This is a genomic window from Arthrobacter terricola (assembly GCF_004354015.1).
Classification (GTDB): Bacteria; Actinomycetota; Actinomycetes; order Actinomycetales; family Micrococcaceae; genus Arthrobacter; species Arthrobacter terricola.
On sequence record NZ_SMRU01000044.1, the window covers coordinates 13,557 to 31,552 of the forward strand.

The 17,996-nt window shown below is 61.3% G+C and carries 10 protein-coding genes and 1 pseudogene; 6 read left to right on the forward strand and 5 right to left on the reverse strand.

Annotated elements, in window-relative coordinates; genetic code table 11:
• Nucleotides 1–165: 165 nt before the first annotated feature.
• The 4 genes from E1809_RS23725 to E1809_RS23740 all read left to right on the forward strand — a co-directional run bounded on the left by E1809_RS23725 (nt 166) and on the right by E1809_RS23740 (nt 8,936).
• Complete coding sequence (locus tag E1809_RS23725) at nt 166–2,607, forward strand: DNA topoisomerase (protein WP_133206706.1); 2,442 nt, start codon at nt 166–168, stop codon at nt 2,605–2,607.
• Nucleotides 2,608–2,716: 109 nt separating this feature from the next.
• Nucleotides 2,717–3,592 (forward strand): hypothetical protein, encoded by an 876-nt coding sequence (locus E1809_RS23730; protein ID WP_133206707.1) that lies wholly within the window; start codon nt 2,717–2,719, stop codon nt 3,590–3,592.
• A gap of 33 nt (nt 3,593–3,625) precedes the next feature.
• Nucleotides 3,626–5,890: a hypothetical protein gene (locus tag E1809_RS23735; protein WP_205754316.1), complete on the forward strand. Its 2,265-nt coding sequence runs from the start codon at nt 3,626–3,628 to the stop codon at nt 5,888–5,890.
• Nucleotides 5,880–8,936 (forward strand): hypothetical protein, encoded by a 3,057-nt coding sequence (locus E1809_RS23740; RefSeq protein ID WP_133206708.1) that lies wholly within the window; start codon nt 5,880–5,882, stop codon nt 8,934–8,936. Before E1809_RS23735 ends, E1809_RS23740 begins: the two co-directional genes overlap by 11 nt.
• 101 nt (nt 8,937–9,037) lie before the next feature.
• On the opposite strand, the gene E1809_RS23745 is transcribed toward E1809_RS23740, so the two are convergent.
• On the reverse strand, nt 9,038–9,469 hold the full coding sequence (locus E1809_RS23745; RefSeq protein ID WP_133206709.1) for a hypothetical protein: 432 nt from the start codon (nt 9,467–9,469) through the stop codon (nt 9,038–9,040).
• A 207-nt stretch (nt 9,470–9,676) separates the two neighbouring features.
• On the opposite strand from E1809_RS23745, the gene E1809_RS27190 reads away from it, so the two are divergent.
• On the forward strand, nt 9,677–9,961 hold the full coding sequence (locus E1809_RS27190) for a hypothetical protein (protein WP_133206710.1): 285 nt from the start codon (nt 9,677–9,679) through the stop codon (nt 9,959–9,961).
• A 330-nt stretch (nt 9,962–10,291) separates the two neighbouring features.
• On the opposite strand, the gene E1809_RS23755 is transcribed toward E1809_RS27190, so the two are convergent.
• Both E1809_RS23755 and E1809_RS23760 read right to left on the reverse strand, forming a co-directional pair.
• Nucleotides 10,292–10,954, reverse strand: coding sequence for a ThuA domain-containing protein (locus tag E1809_RS23755; protein ID WP_133206711.1), 663 nt, complete (start codon nt 10,952–10,954; stop codon nt 10,292–10,294).
• Between the two features lie 81 nt (nt 10,955–11,035).
• The gene (locus tag E1809_RS23760) at nt 11,036–12,571 is read right to left on the reverse strand and encodes an APC family permease (RefSeq protein ID WP_133206712.1); all 1,536 of its coding nucleotides are present in this window, start codon (nt 12,569–12,571) and stop codon (nt 11,036–11,038) included.
• A gap of 462 nt (nt 12,572–13,033) precedes the next feature.
• On the opposite strand from E1809_RS23760, the pseudogene treS reads away from it, so the two are divergent.
• A pseudogene (gene treS / locus E1809_RS23765) lies at nt 13,034–15,309 on the forward strand (maltose alpha-D-glucosyltransferase).
• A gap of 1,111 nt (nt 15,310–16,420) precedes the next feature.
• Here treS and E1809_RS23770 read toward each other — a convergent pair.
• Entirely contained in the window at nt 16,421–17,656 is a 1,236-nt protein-coding gene (locus E1809_RS23770) for a Gfo/Idh/MocA family protein (protein WP_205754317.1), read from the reverse strand.
• A gap of 31 nt (nt 17,657–17,687) precedes the next feature.
• On the reverse strand, nt 17,688–17,996 hold a 309-nt coding region (locus E1809_RS23775), incomplete at its 5' end, for an aldehyde dehydrogenase family protein (RefSeq protein WP_133206714.1).

Here is a 17,996-nt window from a genome sequence, read left to right on the forward strand (position 1 = left end):
GGGATGCAACGAAACCCCAGCCGCGGCCAGCCGCCCGGGCAGTCAAGACCGGGCCTGCGGGCCGCATCGACCGAACAAAACCGACTCATCATTCAATCATCAATCTGAGTCATCTGTCAGATAGAATGGAATTGAAAACGATTCGCCTATCCATAGGAGGCGGGCATGACTGTCGGAATTTTGATGGAGAAGCCGAGCGCTGCACGCAACGGCCAGGCAGCCTGGGGCGGAGCCTCGGGCACGTTCAACGGCGAGCAGTTCGTCATAGCGCACGCGAGGGGCCACCTCTATGAATTCACCGCCCCGCACCGAATGGTCGATCCTGCGCTGGCCACCAAGTACAGGACGTGGGATCTGGCGAATCTGCCATGGGACCTCGACGATTTCTCGTGGGCGCTTGAGCCGGTCAAAGACACGGCATCGGTGCGGGACGACATGAAGGCAAAGCTCGCCGCCTGCGGTGAGATCGCGATCGCGACGGACAATGATCCGGGCACTTTCGAGGGCGATGCGATCGCCATCCGGGCGATCATCGAGCTCGGTCTCGACAAGCCGGGGGTGAAGTTTTCCAGGCTGTTCTTCACCGATGAATCTCCCGCCTCGCTTCAGCAGGCGTTCGTGAACCGCACGCCGATCAGGTCGCTGGTGGACTACCCGCCGTTCAGGACGGCGTGTTACCGCGCATCGTTCGATTTCGCCAGCCAGCAGTGGTCGAGAATCGCCACCAACATGGCGCGCACCTCCGGCAAGGACATCGTGCCCCGCCAGGGCCGGCTGAAGTCCGCGATGGTCAAGCTCGTGGGCGACCAACTCAAGGCGCACAACGACTACGTCCGCAAGCCGTACTGGACCAACCGCTTCCGCGACGAAAACGGCGTGATGTACACCAACCCGGAGGAACCGCGGTTCGACCGGAAGAGCCAGGTGCCGCAGCAGTACACGGCGTCGCCTGTCGTGCCGGACAGCACAACGATCAAGCAGACCCCTCCCCCGCGGCTCCTGGACCTCGCGGCCCTGTCGTCGATGCTCGTCGGCCAGGGCGTCAAGGCGAAGTTCGTGCTGGAGACCTACCAGAAGATGTATGAGTACACGACCCCTTGGGCGGGTTCGGGGCCGGCATCCGGCGGCGTGCTGTCGTATCCGCGCACCGAAGACAAGACCATCACCCCGGAGCAGTTCAGCGAGCTTGCTCCGCTCATCGACAGGATCGCCGCCGTCGTCGGCGTCGAGGTGAAGCACCTGACGCACCGCACGGCCCGGAAGACTCACGTCAGGCCGCAGGGCGTGCACGGCGCGAACCGGCCTGGCCCCAACGTCCCTCCGTCGCTGGACGCCGTCGAGCAGAAGTTCGGAAAGACCGGCCGGCTCATCTACGAGACTTTGGGCAGGAACTATCTGGCCATGATCGCCGGGGACTACGTCTACGAGCAGCAGAAAGGGCACGTCGGAAAGTACCCGGCCTTCACCGGCACCGCCAACGTCCCCCGGAGCGCCGGCTGGAAGGCGGTCTTCGATCCGGACGCCGGGGACGATCCCGCAGAGAAGGCAGCCCGGGATTCCGACGACCTCGGAGGAAGTAACGGCAAGGGTCTGGGCACCAGAGCCGAGCCGTTCGTCTTCGAGGGCGCGAACAAAAGACCCGAGCACCCCAGCATGAAATGGCTGATGAAGCAGCTGGAGAAGCGCGACGTCGGCACCGGCGCCACGCGGACCAGTACCTACAGCGAGGTGACGAGCACGGGCACGAAGTACCCGTTGCTGGTCGAGAAAGGCCGCAAGCTCGCGCTCGCCGAGGCCGGAGAGATGAGCTGGCTGCTGCTACCGGGCACGCACATCGGCGATCTGGCGCTGACCGAGAAGGTCTACGCCGACATGTGCGACATCGCCATGGGTACAGCAACAGCGGAGGAACGCCTGGCCATCGTCGCGGATTGGGTGCGTGAAGACATTGCGGTGATGCAGAAGAACGCCGCATCCATGCGCGCCACGCTGGGCCTGAAAGAACAGGCGGTGTCAGGTCGTGTCGACGGTGTGTGGCAGACAGCACCGGGCGGCCCGAAGCAGGTCGCCTTCAGGAAGGCCTGGTCGGGCCACGAGTTCACGGCCGACGAGTGCGACCGGCTGCTGGCCGGGCAGACAATTTCCTTCCAGGCCACAAACAAGGCCGGCAAGCCGTTCACGGCGACCGGGGCGCTCGCAGTCGGCGAGTTCAAGGGCCGGAAATACGTGGGCTTCCAGCCGCAGGTGTCCGACGCTCCGGTGGCCTGGTGCGGCCGCACTTTCAATCAGGACGAGGTCGATGCGCTCATCGCCGGGCAACAGCTTGCGCTCGACGGGTTCGTCAGCGCGAAGACGGGCAATGCATTCAGCTGCAGGGTGGGCTGGGACGCGAAGACGAAGAAGATCGTGCCGGACTTCGGGGTCGATCAGCCGCCGTTGTCCTGGTCGGGCCGGAAATTCAGCGACGGCGAGCGCGCGAAGCTCGCAAGGGGCGAGGCGCTTGCCCTGACGGGTTTCGTGTCCCGCAGGACGGGCAGGACGTACGACGCCACGGTGAGGTGGAAGGAAGAGAAGGGCGCGAAAAAGATCGTTCCTTCCTTCGGCTGATGCCCGGACGCCTGACCGATGACGAGCGGATCGAGCCTGCGAGCGCAGCACCCAGGTGACTGCCGCAGCGACGGGCCCGCGCGGCTTCTGAACAGATCGGATGACTGACATGGCCCCACGTTCGTACGGAATCCCGAGTCCGCTGAACCGCAGCTTCCTTGACCACGAGATCGCGTTGCGGGTCTTCGGCATGAGCCTGCAGCCGAGCCCGATCAAGCAGATCCTGTTCTTCATCGGCGGGATCCTGATCACGATCTGGGCCGTCACCGCGACGCCGCTGCGTGACGCCCATCCCGGGCTCATCACTCTCTTCGTCATCTGGGCCCTCGTTGCGACCTTCTATCTCGGCGGCCTGACGAAGACCAAGGAGCTGCGCGTCGTGCGGGTACCGGCGCTGCTGGCCTATCTGCCGAAGAAAGCACGGGAAGTCTTCGTCCGCCGCGGTTCGGATCCTGGCGGGTTCTACTCGATGGTCGGCATCAGCCACATCGCGGAGAACGGCAGGATCACCTTCGACGACGGCAGTGCCGGGCAGGTCTATATGGTGGTCGGCTCGGCAAGCCGCCTGCTCTTCGACGAGGACCAGACGGCCATCCTGAACCGGCGTGACGCCTTCTGGCGGAAGGTTCCGACTTCGTGCTCTTTCACCGAGATCACGACCAAGGAGCCGCAACGGGTTGTCGACCAGCTGGCGAACCTGGAGCACCGCAACCGGAACCTGGAGATCCGCGACCCCGATCTCATTGAACTGCTGGACGAGCAGTACGACATCCTCACCGGTCACGTCGGTGGAAAGTTCACCTCGATCCACCAGTACCAGCTGCTCCGCGGCAGGACTGCCAATGCCCTGCGCCAGGGGCATCAAATCCTGCAGGTCGAGGCTGAGAGCTCCTCCCTGGTGATCAAGGAAATTTCGATGCTCGACCGCAGCGAGACCGAGCGGATGCTCCGGGTCTTCTACCAGAGCGCCGACCAGGCAGCCTGACCACGTACCGGGACGACGAAAGAAGGACGCACGATGGCACTGCTCAGCACGGTCCGGGACAAGCTCGGAATCCCGGCCACGAAGAACGAACCCGCTGAGACCGAGTCGGCTGAGCAAGCGGCGCCCTCCAAGTACTCCTACACCTCGAGTCAAGACGCGGCGAAGACTTTAGCGGCCTTTCCTCCGGACGAGGAGCCCGACCCCAAACCGAACTGGTGGCGACGCCGCGAGGCCAGAGCATTCGAAGGTATGTTCGAAAACTATCCGCACCTGATGGCCCTCAAGCCCAAGGAACGCTATCTGTTCCGCAGCGACTACTTCCAGGTCGACGGCTCGGTCGGCTGCGTCCTGGCATTCGTCCATGACATCGCGGCCCAGGACGGTTTCCCTGCCTTCTGGGGCATCGGCCGGATCCCGGAGGGCCTCGGCGAGCGCGTCACCGCGGTGCTGCTCGAGCAGGTCGAACGCAAGGGTGAAAAATGGATTGACCAGTACACGAAGCAGTCGGAGCGAATCAGCAAGCTCGACTCCGACGAGCAGGAACAGACGGGCACGAACCGGTCCATACGCAAGGCGCAGAAGATCGCCGGGAACATCGACGTCATCACGGCGGAAATCCAGGATGGTGCGAGCTATCTCTCCGTTCAGAACCGCCTGCTGCTCAAGGCTCCTGATCTGCCGACGCTCGAAGAGAGCATCGAGCGCATCGAGCGGTTGTACATCGATCGCTTCGGCACGCTGAAGGTTGCGGCGTACCACGGCGAACAGCGCCAGGAGCTGGCAGGACTGTTGAAGCAGAATGACAAGAAGCGCGGAAACGGCTTCCATTTCACCAGCACCGAGTTGGCCGGTTCGTATTCGCTGGTGACCAACGGCCTGAACGACCCTGCCGGCGAGTACGTGGGTTACATGGTCGGCGACGTGAACAACTCGGCAGTGTTGTTCGACGTCAACGGCTACGACCACCACGTCGTCATTGCCGACGGAGCCATCGCCGACCGCGGGAACTACAACGAACAGCTCGACCGGCAGCACATCGCGAACCTGTGGTGCTCGAAGCTCTCGCAGGCCTGCATGCTCGACAACGGGTCCGTGGTGCACCTGGTCCTGGACGATGCGGACCTGGACAGGCTCGGACCCAAATTCGACCGCCTCACCGCACGGGTGGACCTGAATGCCGGCGACGTGAACCCCTTCGAGATGTTCGGCGACGAGACGGACGAGCTGTCCATCTTCCCGGCGCAGCTGCAGAAGCTCGTGCTCATGTTCGAACAGCTCTACGAAGCCGGGGACGCCGGCGTCGGCTCGATCATCCGCAATGAGCTGGAGAAGACGGCGACGCAGTTCTACGTCGACCGGCGCATGTGGTACCGCAACGCCAAAGCGAACCGGCACCGCCTGCGCGTCGTCGGCATCCCCCACGAACAGGTGCCCCGGCTGCAGATGTTCGTCTCCTACCTCGAAACAGCCCACACCACGCTCTTGAACTCCTCGAAGAACGACCCGGACCAGCTGCGCGCCTACAACGTGCTCAAAGGCGTGGCGAAGAACCTGCTGGACAACAACGGCGACCTGTTCAACAACCACACCAGCACGGCCGTCGACGGCATCCGGGACGCCAGGCGCGTGATCTACGACTTCTCCCGGCTGATGCGCCGCGGCAAAGGCGTGGCGATGGCACAGCTGGTGAACATCGTCGGCTTCGCGATCGGCACGCTCCAGCGGGGCGACACCGTGATCATCCACGGTGCCGAGAACATCGACGGGCGGGTGAAGAGCTACCTCACCACGCAGTTCGAACATCTCCACGCCCGCGGCGGCCGGGTGGTCTTCAGTTACAACAACACCGACAGAATGCTGGCGGATGCCCGGTTCAACGGCTTTGCCGGCGCCGACTACACGATCTTCGGCGCAATGCTCGAAAACACGGTGACCGACTACCAGCAGCAGCTGCACCAGCGGATCCCGCCGGACCTGGTCCGCCTGATCACCCGCCGCGGCGAGAACCTCAGCTATCTCAGACGCGGCCACTCCAATGTGGTGTTCCACCTGGACCTCGCACTGGGGATCAGCCCGCGCCGCGAAAAGCAGCGGCGCGAGCTCGAGCGCGGGTCGCGCCTGGCTGAACACGCGGAGAAGTATGCAGTTATCCGGGGCAATGACCGGTTGGAGCCGGGAGCGAACCTGACGGGCGACGGCACGAGCAACCAGGAGCGGGTCGAGAAGGCCGTACCCAAGGGCGCGACCATGGTCCCGGCAAAAGCAACGAGACGAACAGGAGCCCGCCATGACGCATGACATGAACAGCACCGCAGGGGCGGCCGGGGTATTCGCCCATGCCTGCGAGCGCACGGAAAGCTTGTTGACACGGGCGCGGACCCTGACCGGTGTACTGCTCCTCTTGCTCCTCTCGGTTCTCATGGTTGTTGCCGTGTCCCCGCTTGCCCATGCGGAGGACAAGCCCCAGGACTACAGCCTGTATCACCTGGCCTCGAACGCTTCGACCTACTTCAGCACCTCGATCTCACCGGAGAAGAACGGCAAGGGCGTCGACCAGCAGAGCTGGGGACCGATCGTCAACAGCCCGGCCACGGCGGGCTCGCTGCTGGGCTACGCCGACACCGACAGCGGGTCCCTGAAGTGGCTGTTCTCGGCCATCTCCGGATCGTCCCAGACGATCAAGTACGACGCCCTCGACAGCGCCCATGCCCCGGGAATGAAGGACTACGCCCACTTCGGCGCGGCGAACCAGGACCTCGGCCTGGACAAGATGTACTCCTCCGCCGGCTTCGACGGCATGATCCAGGCCCTCGGCGGCTCCCTCATCTGGCTGGCCTACGCCATGGCCATGGGCGTCTCCATGATGTTCTGGGCGTTCATCCAACTGCTCAAGCTCCTGAACCCGTTCATGTGGTTCGGAAAAGCGGTGTCTGCCGTCAACCCCACCTTCGGCGAAGGCATGACCGACGGCGGCAACACCACACTGACCGATGACAGCGGCCCGCTCGCCGGTCTGGTCAACTGGATCAGCACCTGGTACGGCACGCTGAACTCGCTGTCCTGGGATGTCTTCGTCCCGCTCTTCATCGGCTTCCTGCTGCTCGGCCTGGTCTTTTTCAAGAAGATGGACCGGGGATCGGCGCTGAAGAGGCTGATCGTCCGTGTGGTCTTCATCGGCGTGGGCCTGCCCTTGATCGGCTCGATGTACACCGGTGTGCTGGACAAGTTCGACGCCGGGCTTTTTACGCAGAGTGCAGGTCCCACCAAGGCTGTGTTGAGCACTTACGTGGACTTCAACACCTGGATGATGCAGGACCGCCTGCAGGTACCGGCGAACGCCTCCATCACCTGGGACGCCGCAACCGGTCACGCGCAGCCCACCTCGGTGTTCTCCGTGCGCAACACAGCCCTGGCGATCAACGAACAGACCGGCAAGTATCCCGGAATCACGTCCGGCTCCAGGACAACGGACGCTTCGACGACTTGGGCCAACACCGATCCGGGCGTGCAGAAAGGCAATGACGACTCCAACGCAGTGTTCGCCACCTTCGACCTGCTGGGACGCTACATCTCCGGCAAGACAGTGAACCCCTCCGACTTCGAGTCGAACATCCAAGGATCGGTCACTGCCATCCCCGACGTAACCGACAAGAAACAGTGGTTTGCGGTTGGCGGGAACGATTACAGCGATCCAGCCGACACCAAGTTTGACAACCCGACTCCGACCCCTGGAAGCAACCCGATCCTCTCCGTCAAAGGCACCATCGGTCTGACAGCGACAACCGACGACAAGGGCACAGTCTTCACCTCAGCTGGCGTTGACAAGGCGTGTGGCTTTAGAGTGGTCGTCGGCAACAGCGGCACCAGCCCGGCGGCGTGCAATCTGGCACCCTTGGCGGCGTACAACTACCTGAACACGCAGTTTGATACCGGCTCCATGACAATCTACAGCTCGAACAAGGCGACGTCGGGCTTCACCCGAAGCTTCCATGCGTCGGTGAGCCAGGTGGGCGCAGGTCCGGCCGGTTTCATGTACTGGGCGAACGCGATGGTGCTGCTGTCGGCGATTGCCCTGGTTGGCATGTTCTACGGCATCGGCCTCGTCACTGGGTCACTGAAGCGGACGTTCGGCACCGTCGCGGCGCTCCCGTTCGCCACGGTCGGCGTGATGCCCGGCATCGCCAAGGTGGTCATCTATGCCACGGCCATGATCCTTGAGATCCTGGTGACCCTCTTCATGTACCAATTCGTTTCCGAAGTCCTGACCTCCCTCCCGCAGATCATCGAGGGACCCATCTCCGCCTTGGTCAGCGACAAAACCAGCATCTTCAATAGCCCGGATCTGGGAGCCATCGCCGTCGTCGTGATGACCTTCGTCTCGATCCTCCTGGTGATCGGCGCAGCGGTGGTCATGCTGAAGTCCCGCACTGCGGTGCTTAAGGCACTGGACGAGGCAGTCACCAAGCTCGTCGACAAATTCCTCGACACCAACACACCTCCCCGCATGGGCTCTGGCGGCGGGCTGCTGCCGGCCGTAGCCGGGGGTCTGGGGACGGCGGCCGGTATGGCTGCGGGTAAGAGACTTGGCGGCAGTATCGGAGGGAAGTCCACGCCGGGCGGTTTCAAGGAAGGTCCTGATGGCAGCCGGGGTAGTAATCAGTCGACCAACGCCGGTGGCCTGTACCGCAACCCGCAACTCGAGGGCAGCACTCCAGGTGAGCTCGGACCCGGAGGGGGTGGCTTGGTTCCGACCGGCGGACCCGGCAATGGGCCCGGCAGTCCCGGCGGCGGATGGGGCACCGAAAGGCTGGATGGCACAGGCGGAGACGGCCCGAAGGGTCTGCCGTCCGGCCCCGCTGACAGCGGCTCAGGCATGGGCGCGACTGCGGCCGGACATGGCATCCAGCGTTCCCGGAGCAATCGGGAACTTGCGCAGCAGGTGATGCAACAAGGTGGCCTGTCCAGGCCAGGTATCGCGGCAGGCTCAAAGAACGGCAGCGGCGGCGCCGGTCGAGACCAGAGTCCCGGGAATCAGAACCGGAACCTCGGCGCCACCAACGGCGGCCCGGGAAACGGGAGCAACAGGAGAGCCCGTGCCGCGGGTATCGGATCAAACGGTGCGTCCAAGGCCCTTCCGCAGAATGCGAACCGTGGGCGACGGGCTTTGGCTTCGACACAACCCAACAAACCGCGCATTCCGGAGGAGCAGGAGGCTAATCAGGATCCTGCATCCGCACGTCGACTGAAGGCGCTACCAGTTCGGCCCACGGGATTCAGTCAGCCAGTGAGGGTTCAGTCGAAGCAATCAACTTCCGGGCGAACCCGGGTCGGAAAGAGCAACTGATGAAGTCGCTGGTCGAGCCGGCATGAAGATATCAGCGAAATTTGCTGGGGTCATGGCACACCCTGGGTCGGAGACCACTGCTGACCGTGACGATCAGCAGATCAGTTGTTAGTGCAGTTCGTATTCACGGTGGCGACAACGGCTTTGCCTTGATCACTATCTTTGGCGACGTACGTCTCCCCGCCGATGGTGACCGTGCCCGGGGCAGCCGTGAACGACACGGAATCGGTTGTGAGCGGGCCTTTACTTGTTTGGATGCCTCTCTGCGACCAGACGATCTGAGCCTTGTCCTTGCTGAATGTTCCGAGGTTCGTTGCCGCAACATGGCTGTCATCACACTTCAGCTCGGTGAGCGTGACGTTGCTGCCATTGATCTTCAGGGCAAGGTAGTAGCTTGTGCCATCGACCTTGACGTACTCGCCGTTGGCTCCAGTGCCACCGGCACAGGCGGTCAGCGAGAAAGCGAGGGCAGCGAACACTGCGGCCCCAGCAACGAAGGGCCGCCTCCTCCCCCGGTGTCGAATGGTCGTCATGATCAGCGCCTCCACCCTCAGTTGTGTGCGCACCGGCTTTATATACAACACTTGTCATTATTGTTTCACAAGTTGTCACGCTGTGGCCGTATCGTGGTACGAGTTCTCATTAATTCACCGGGAGCCCCAACCGCAGACGTGAGGGGGCATGCAATAACAGAAGACTTAAAGCACAAGTCATGCCTCTGGCGCAGTAATTCCTGGACGATGGTGATCGTCACTGTTCACCGGAACGCCCACGTCGGAGATGAATTGCCGCAGTGCAAGGACTTCGGGCTGCCGGGTTGCGTCACGTGCCTGTCTCAGGATGCGCTGGGTCGCTTCACGACGCTCATCATGGACGACGAGGACACCGAGATGATCAGCTTCGATGGGGACGTGCCTGTGTCGGGACGGATAGTAGTTCACTCTGCGCCCGAGGACCAGGCTGAGACATCAAACTGCGGACGTGCGGCTATCGAGGAAGCGTCCAATCATCGTCACGAGGGCTAGCGCGCCGTCTTCAAGACCGAAGGGTTGGATCCTGAATATCCGCATTTCAGGCTCAACCGCGCCGTCCGCAAGACAGGTTCCGGACCACTTTTCCATGACCCGGCGTCCCAGGTGCTACCGGGCGTGCTTCACTTCAAAACAGAGGACGGAGGCGTGGGCTGCGGACCAACTAACGGCTGCTTTTGGTCGCCAGCAAGCAACGCAAAAGGTCTCGATACATGAGTCGGCCGCCCCGGGCGCACGTCACTTTGTCTGTCTGCCTTAGGGGTCCCGTCCACGAGATGGGCCGGGCTGCCCTGATTGTAGCCCGCCGATTGTTTCGGTTCTCGCTCATGAATCGCGGCGCGCCCACAGGAACGCCCTGCGCATAAGTTCCTCCACCGGCGCGGCAGTCAGGTCTTCCAGATAGTGGCCGAGTGCGCTGTAAAAGACACGCCCGTCACCCCACTGTTTTGTCCAGGCCTGGGGCATTCTTTGCCCGTCAAGCCAAGGCATGTGCTCGCCGTCGAATACAGTTTCCAGCAACACATGATTGCGCGGGTCAACGTTCATGTAATACTGCTCGCTGGCCGCCTGGAAGTGGTCGATGCCAACGGTTATGGGATGGTCCGGATCAACGACGTACAACGGATACGGGTGGCGGACACCTTCTCCGGCTGGATGGTAGAACACGTCTGCCCCGAGCATCATGTGATACATCACGCTCCCCCGGAAGGCTGCACCCCCGCCGTGCCACGACACGAAGCCGGTTCCGGTCTGAACAGCGCCGAGAAGCCTCTCCTCCTGCGATGGGGTCAGGGTCTCGCTCAGCAGAGCATTGTTCCAGTTGTTGATGATCAGGTCGTAGTCAGTGAGGTCCTGGTCCAGGACGAAAATGTCCGTGGATTCGACCACCTGGAATCCAAGCTCCTCCAGCACGTTGCGGGTCCAAACGGCCACCCCGTATGGGTTGTGGCCCGGCCATCCGCCGTACAAATAGAGCGCCTTGGTCATCTGGTTTCCTCTTCAGTTGGTGATACTTCCGAAGCTGGCAGGGCAGTCCTTTGAAGCCCCGGCTCCAGCGGCTTGCGTTGATTATTCCGCAATGCCGGCTTCGACGTTTACTGATTGGGATTTCGTCCCGCGGTTATCGTGGTGTTCACCCGCGCCCCCGCCAATTTGGGCGAATACTGTCGGCCGGGTCTTGCGCCATCGCAGTCCAATGAGAATTCCGGCAATCACGATCGCGATGAGGAGGAGTTGTTCTGCTGTCGCTATCCACTGTGGCGCGCCGATCGACATGGAGAAATACATGGAAGTCAGCGTGACGAGCAGGATCAGGCCGGCCAAAGCGAGGATCGGTGCGATGGTTGTATTCCAGATGCCTTCCGTGTGCCTGATGATTCGGAAGTACCTGAGCGCAGCAACGGTGGTGAGGGTGAACAGGATCAGCAGGGCAAAGGTGCCCAGGGCAAACATGGACGAGTACATTGCGACGGCGTCCAGGCCGCTGAACAGGAACGGCACGGTCACCAGGATGGCAGCTGCCGTCGCGGCTGCTGATGCAACGGCGGGCGAGCCATGCTTGGCGTGTGCCCTGCCGAGGGACGAAGGCAGGATTCCGTCCTTGCCCAAGGAATAGAGATAACGTGACAGCGAATTATGGGTCGAGAGAGCGCCGGCGAAGACGCTCGTGACCACCAGGACAACCATCACCTGCGTGAACGTACTGCCCATGTAGTACTTGAACCCGCCGTTGAAAAGGATTGTCGGATTTGCTGCACCGGCAGCAGCTACGTGGTCCGGCCCCCAGAATGTCACCAACGCCCATGAAGTCAGGATGTAGAACGCGCCAAGTCCGATGATCGCAAGATAGGTCGCCCTTGGGATCGTCTTCTCTGGCCGCTTTACCTCGTCGCGGTAAATTGCAGACGACTCGAACCCCAAGAAGCACGTTATGGCGAAGAGCGTGGCTACTCCGAGTTCACCGGAAAAGATATGGGAGGGTTCAAACGATTCGAACTGGTAGCCTTGCGGACCGCCCGTCATGAGGACCGGCACATTGAAGAGCATGACCAGAACGACTTCCATCACCATGAAGACGGCGAGAACCTTGCCGGAGAGTTCGACATTGAAGTGGCCAAGGACAGTGATGATGACGCAGGCAACCGCGCCCCAAATCCACCACGGGACGGCCGGCCCATGGAAGGCATCGAGCACATTCCCTACGGAGACCCCAAAGAAGGCGTAGCTGCCCACCATGTAGACCAGATAAGTAAAAGCAGCGAGAAACCCGGAGCCCAGGCCGATGGTCCGTGACAAGCCTGCTGTGATGTAGGTGTAGAACGCACCAGCCTTGGGCAGATTCCTCGTCATCGTAGTGAACCCGACTGCGAACAGCAGGAAGATCAGGCCGACAAAGGCGTAGATCATCGGGGTTCCGATCCCGTTACCTTGGGTGATGCCAAGGGGCAAAACACCAGTGACGTTCCCGATGGGGGCCGACATCGCCAAGACAGTCAAAGCCAGCTGCAGTGTGCCCATGGTGCCCCGCAGTTGTCCGCTTCCGCGTCCCCCGCCTTGTTGCCTCGCCGCGAGTTCCGGCTTGGGTTGGCGAACATCAGTGCTCATGGCGTCCTCTCAAAAATCTGTAAGCCGTGCGCTGAAAACCTCGATGTGGTCATACGGCCGGACCGCGCCCTGTCGTGGGCAGTGTCCTCAATATCGTCGATGGTGATCAGCATCACCATAAGAAAGAATACATGTAATTTTCATTTAATCAAGGTTAAGCTTTTGGTAAGCGGAGTGCGCCGGCCTGGGTGCGTAAGGGGGCAGCCGCGGCGGGCCGTTCCCACTATCGTGAACGCCGTCCGGGCAGGCAGAACGGTTTGGGCCCAGAGAACACGATGTGCCAACCGGTTGTGTCGGGAAGTTTGCGGGAGGATCTGAACACCTCCGGTCTCTCGCAATCCGAAAGCGCTCTGTGTACGATCGTACGCGCAGGCGGTTTGCGCGCGTTTGATAGTCCAAGGGTGAACAATCAACCCGACCTTGACGGTGACGCCGGAAGGGAACGGCAAGAGAGAGGAAGCCATGCGGGAATCAACCACTGAGGAAATCCAGCCGGAGCCGGAAGGCGGATCCAACGCGGGTCCGAACACGGCGGCCCAGGGACCGGAGCCTGACGTCAACTTTGATGAGCAGTACTTCGCCGCCCGCCCGAAGGCCCTCAGACCAGTAGCCCGCCGGCGCCAGTTTGTGGGTGACCGCCCGTCCTTTGAGTTCGACGGCCGCAACACCGCCTACGTCGTGGTTGCGAAACCAGGCGATGCTGGGTGATGCCAACGCGCTCGCACGCCAGCTTTCAGGGCAGGCGAGCATGTGGCAGAACTCCCTATGCCCACCCAAACCCCAGGGCAGCAGTCGAGCGGGCCTCAGTATGGTTCACTGCGTACCCACTCTCATTCATCACCCCGCCCGGGCAGTCGTTTCTTGCCGCACTGGGCGATCCTGCGATGTGGGAAGCCTTCCGCGAGATCGGAATACGCGGGATCCATACAGGTCCGGTCAAGCTCGCAGGCGGAATCAGCGGTTGGTCACACACTCCGAGTGTCGATGGCCACTTTGACCGGATCAGCATGGCATTCGACCCCGTTTTCGGCACCGAAGACGAATTCCGTCGGATGTGCGACGTCGCCGCTGAGTACGGCGGAACCGTCATCGACGACATCATTCCCGGTCACACCGGGAAGGGAGCAGACTTCCGGCTTGCCGAGATGAACTTCCGGGACTATCCGGGGATCTATCACATGGTGGACATTCCAGAGGAAGACTGGCATTTGCTGCCGGAAGTCCCACAGGGCGCGGACTCGACCAATCTCAGCCCCGACGCGGAACGGGCATTGCAGAAGGCCGGATACATAATCGGGCCGCTTCAGCGGGTTATTTTCTATGAACCGGGGGTAAAGGAAACAAATTGGAGTGCCACCCGGCCGGTTGTGGACACCACGGGCAAAACACGCCGGTGGGTTTACCTGCATTACTTCAAGGCGGGTCAGCCTTCAATTAACTGGCTCGATCCCACCTTCGCGGGAATGCGGCTGATCGTTGGGGACGCAATGCATTCGCTTGTCGACCTCGGCGCGGGCGCACTACGACTTGATGCAAACGGTTTCCTGGGCGTGGAAAAGGGCGCCGGTGATCAACCAGGCTGGTCTGAAGGCCACCCGCTGTCCGAGGCAGCAAACCAACTCATCGGCTCAATGATCCGCAAAGTCGGCGGATTTTCCTTCCAAGAACTGAACTTGACCATTGACGACATCAAGGCGACATCCGAATCAGGACCAGATCTCTCGTATGACTTCATAACCCGTCCCGCCTACCACTATGCGCTGGTTACCGGAGACACCGAGTTTTTGCGCTTGACCCTTCGGCTGTCTCTTGAGATCGGCGTCGACCAGGCTTCGCTAGTCCATGGTCTGCAGAACCATGATGAATTGACCTACGAGCTTCTTCATTTCGCCGTCGGCCACCGGGAAAAGTCATTTGATCTCAACGGGCAGACTCTGACGGGCGCCCAGCTCGCTGATCACGTACAGCAAACCCTTCGCGAGCGGCTAACCGGTGGAAGCAGCCCGTACAACGCCGTCTTCACCACAAACGGCATAGCCTGCACCACGGCGAGCTTCATCATGGCTGCACTCGGTTTCCGGAGCCAGAGTGACACCAGCCCGGAAGAGGAGTTGCTGGTGAGAAAAGTGCACATCCTCCTGTCCATGTACAACGCCCTCCAGCCCGGGGTTTTCGCGCTTTCAGGTTGGGACCTGACCGGCATGACAGCCCTTGACCGCAGCAGCGTTCAGGAACTTACGTCTCAAGGCGACACCCGTTGGATAAATCGAGGCGCACATGACCTCATGGGAGTCAGCCCGGACACGGACCATTCCTCGGCAGGCATGCCTCGTGCCCGAAGCCTGTACGGAGCATTACCGGAACAACTCGGGAACCCAGACTCTTTTGCCCGGCAACTCCAGCGGATCCTCACAATCCGGGAGGAATACGGAATCGCAACAGGCAGTTTGCTCGATGTACCGGAGGTGTCCAACCGGGGTCTCTTGGTTATGGTCAACAAGGTCAAGAACGGTGCTTTACAGGTCACTGCCCTGAATTTCTCCGGGCAGGACATCTCCGGCACCATCCAATCAGCCGAGTTGCAGCCAGGCACCCACGCGGTGGATCTCTTCAGTGGCGGGACTGTCGGCCAGGTGGACGATCTGCGCAGCTTCTTCATCGAACTGGGAGCCTTCGAGGGCACCGCGCTGATCCTCAAGGAAATTGAGACCGCCGAAGAGCAGTCGGAGCCTGAATGAATGTCAGCCAGGGTGAGCCCGTAGTCAGCGAGTGGCACTCGCTGACTACGGAAAAAAATGACAGAGCGTCTTCTTCCCGGGTGTGACAGGCGCCTTCACGTAGGCACGCCACTGCTTGTGGCTGTTGATGGCCGAGGAGGAGCAGGAAAGACACCCCAGTCCGCAGACTCCTTGCAGTGCTCCCCTTGTCGGCGGCTCTCCACCCGGATGACGTTGCCTGGCAACACTCGTTTTCGACTGGGCGGACCTATTGCGGGTGAAAGCCTTTGAACCTCTGCGGCGCGGAGAAGCCGTTGATTTCCGCCCTGACGCATGGTGTGCCCGTGGTCGGGCAGGTGCCGTACGCGTTCAAGACAGACTTGATGTCGTGTGGATTGAAGGCACCGGCTCCTCCCGACGGGAACTCTCGCCCCTTTTGGACTCTTCCATCTGGGTTCAAGCCGATCAGGATGTAGCGGAACGCCGGCCGGTACGAAGAGACGGTCCGGGCAATGAACAGCTGAGAATGGAAGGGTGTCAATGGCCATTAGTTTCTGCCCACCGGCGGCCAGTTAATGTGCCCGCTGGGCAGTTCTACTGGCCGTCAGTGGGCACTTTCGTGGCCGCCTACGGGCAGTTTTTCATGGCCGCTAACAGAAGGGCTGAGAGAGGAGGTTCCCTTTTTGCTGGCAGACCAGCCGTGGTTCCGCGCAACCATCGTCGTTGCGGGCACGCCGACACCTGATCACATCGCGCACGGACACATTGCTGTGGCGGCGCCACCCGGAGCGTACAAGCAGAGGGAATCATTTCGATAGCTTGTATTCGCGTGCCATCGTAGAACCCTCAACATATGCTGTTCTAATTGGGCTCAACTGCCCAGGCAACCCGATGCAAAAAGGTGGCGAGAGTGCCCCGCAACGAGGCCAGCGCCGGTTTTTGCACCGGCTCCGGATGGACCGGCGCATCGGGCAGGGCGCTCCTTGTGTCACCGGCGTTTCTGCCGAGGATTAGGGCAAAGACAAAGGATTCCATTATTCTCCGTCATCAGGCGGCCACCATTCGCGGTCGGCTCAGCCCATCGATCAAACTGGATACTACATCTGTCGGCCTGAGGTCGTCAGGCCAATTATTAAATGCGGCCTTCGGTCAGGAAATCGACGCCGATTCGCCGACCCGTGCGGGCTGCGCCAAGGATTGCGATGCTGACAGCCAGGGCGTTCCTGGCGTCGAGGCCGTCAACCACTGGACGGGAGATCCCGTATAAAGACGACCTGAAATGTTTGAGCGTGATGTCATAGCTATGCCGACGGTCATCAACCCGTATCTCGTATTGTCCCCCGTTGTCGGTCAGCACAACCGAGCCTTTTGGTTCCGGTGTCATGACGTCGAACCCGAGAATGTTCCCATGCTCTCCATTGACCTGAATGTAGGAAGGTGTAAACGGCAAGGTGAACGAGTCCTGGAAGTCTGCGAGGACGGATCCTTCGTAACGAATCGACGCGCTTGAAGCATCATCAACACCCGACGACCAAACTCCTTGATTCGCATTCGCTGCGACAACATCGAGCGGCCTGGTCCCAAGCAGGCGGTTCACCACCGATGCGTTGTGACAAGAAAGATCCATGACGACCCCTGCGCCGGGTGCTTCTTCAAGCCGCCATCCCCTTAAACGCTCGGGAAGCAAGGTCGAGTGTCTGACGTTGACGCTCAATGGCCTTCCGATCCGGCCTTCTGTCACCAGCTCGCGGATTTTCCGGTGGGTTCCGGCAGCCGGGAGGTGGTGGTTTATCGCCAGCACAACCCCGGCCTCGTCGCACGCAGCCACCATGGTGTCTGCTTCATCGAGACTTGTCGCCATCGGCTTTTCGCAAAGGATGTGCTTCCCGGCTGCGGCAGCGGCCGTAGTCTGGCGGCAATGGTACTCGTTCCGGCTGGAAATATAGACAGCGTTGATAGTGGGATCCGCGAGCAAATCGTCGAGGTTGTGGAAGTACTTCGGTATCCCGTTCCGCTCGGCATAGGACTCGGCGTGCTTCCGATCGCCACTCACCACAGCTGCCACCGCGTCCCCGACGCGACGAATTGCAGGAATCATACGGGTTGCCGCAATATCGCTCGCACCGACCAGCCCCCAGGTTAATGGTTCGGTCCTTTTCATTTGTTCGGCGCCTCGGAAGCGTGCGTTACCCAGGCTGCAGACAACCCGCCGGATCCGAGCATTAGGAACAAAAGACCAACCGCAAAGAGCATCGTGCCTGTCGTCGCGATGCACAAAGTGATTCCGGCAGCGGCGAGGACCAGCATCGCGAGGGCGAAATGTGGAAACAAGGTTCTCCTCTGCAAACCGGCGGGTCGGTGGCTTCACCTGGGAGATGAAACCACCGACGTGCCAGTTGTTAGTTGGATGGGAAGTTGTAGGAGGCGCCGGAGGCGTGGTGGGTTTCGGGCCAGCGGGAGGTGATGACTTTGCCGCGGGTGTAGAAGGACACGCCTTCGGGTCCGTAGATGTGCTTGTCGCCGAAGAGCGAGGCCTTCCAGCCGCCGAAGGAGTAGTACGCCACCGGCACGGGCAGGGGCACGTTGATGCCGATCATGCCCACGTCCACGGAGCGCTGGAACTTCCGGGCAGCTGCTCCGGAGGAGGTGAAGATCGCGGTGCCGTTGCCGTAGGGGTTGGAGTTGATCAGTTTGATGCCGTCTTCGAG

What these genes read in the sequence shown, in the direction of transcription:
- E1809_RS23725 (WP_133206706.1), top strand. Translation starts at nt 166, where the DNA reads ATGACTGTCGGAATTTTGATGGAGAAGCCGAGCGCTGCACGCAACGGC.
- E1809_RS23730 (WP_133206707.1), top strand. Translation starts at nt 2,717, where the DNA reads ATGGCCCCACGTTCGTACGGAATCCCGAGTCCGCTGAACCGCAGCTTC.
- E1809_RS23735 (WP_205754316.1), top strand. Translation starts at nt 3,626, where the DNA reads ATGGCACTGCTCAGCACGGTCCGGGACAAGCTCGGAATCCCGGCCACG.
- E1809_RS23740 (WP_133206708.1), top strand. Translation starts at nt 5,880, where the DNA reads ATGACGCATGACATGAACAGCACCGCAGGGGCGGCCGGGGTATTCGCC.
- E1809_RS23745 (WP_133206709.1), bottom strand. Translation starts at nt 9,469, where the DNA reads ATGACGACCATTCGACACCGGGGGAGGAGGCGGCCCTTCGTTGCTGGG.
- E1809_RS27190 (WP_133206710.1), top strand. Translation starts at nt 9,677, where the DNA reads ATGGTGATCGTCACTGTTCACCGGAACGCCCACGTCGGAGATGAATTG.
- E1809_RS23755 (WP_133206711.1), bottom strand. Translation starts at nt 10,954, where the DNA reads ATGACCAAGGCGCTCTATTTGTACGGCGGATGGCCGGGCCACAACCCA.
- E1809_RS23760 (WP_133206712.1), bottom strand. Translation starts at nt 12,571, where the DNA reads ATGAGCACTGATGTTCGCCAACCCAAGCCGGAACTCGCGGCGAGGCAA.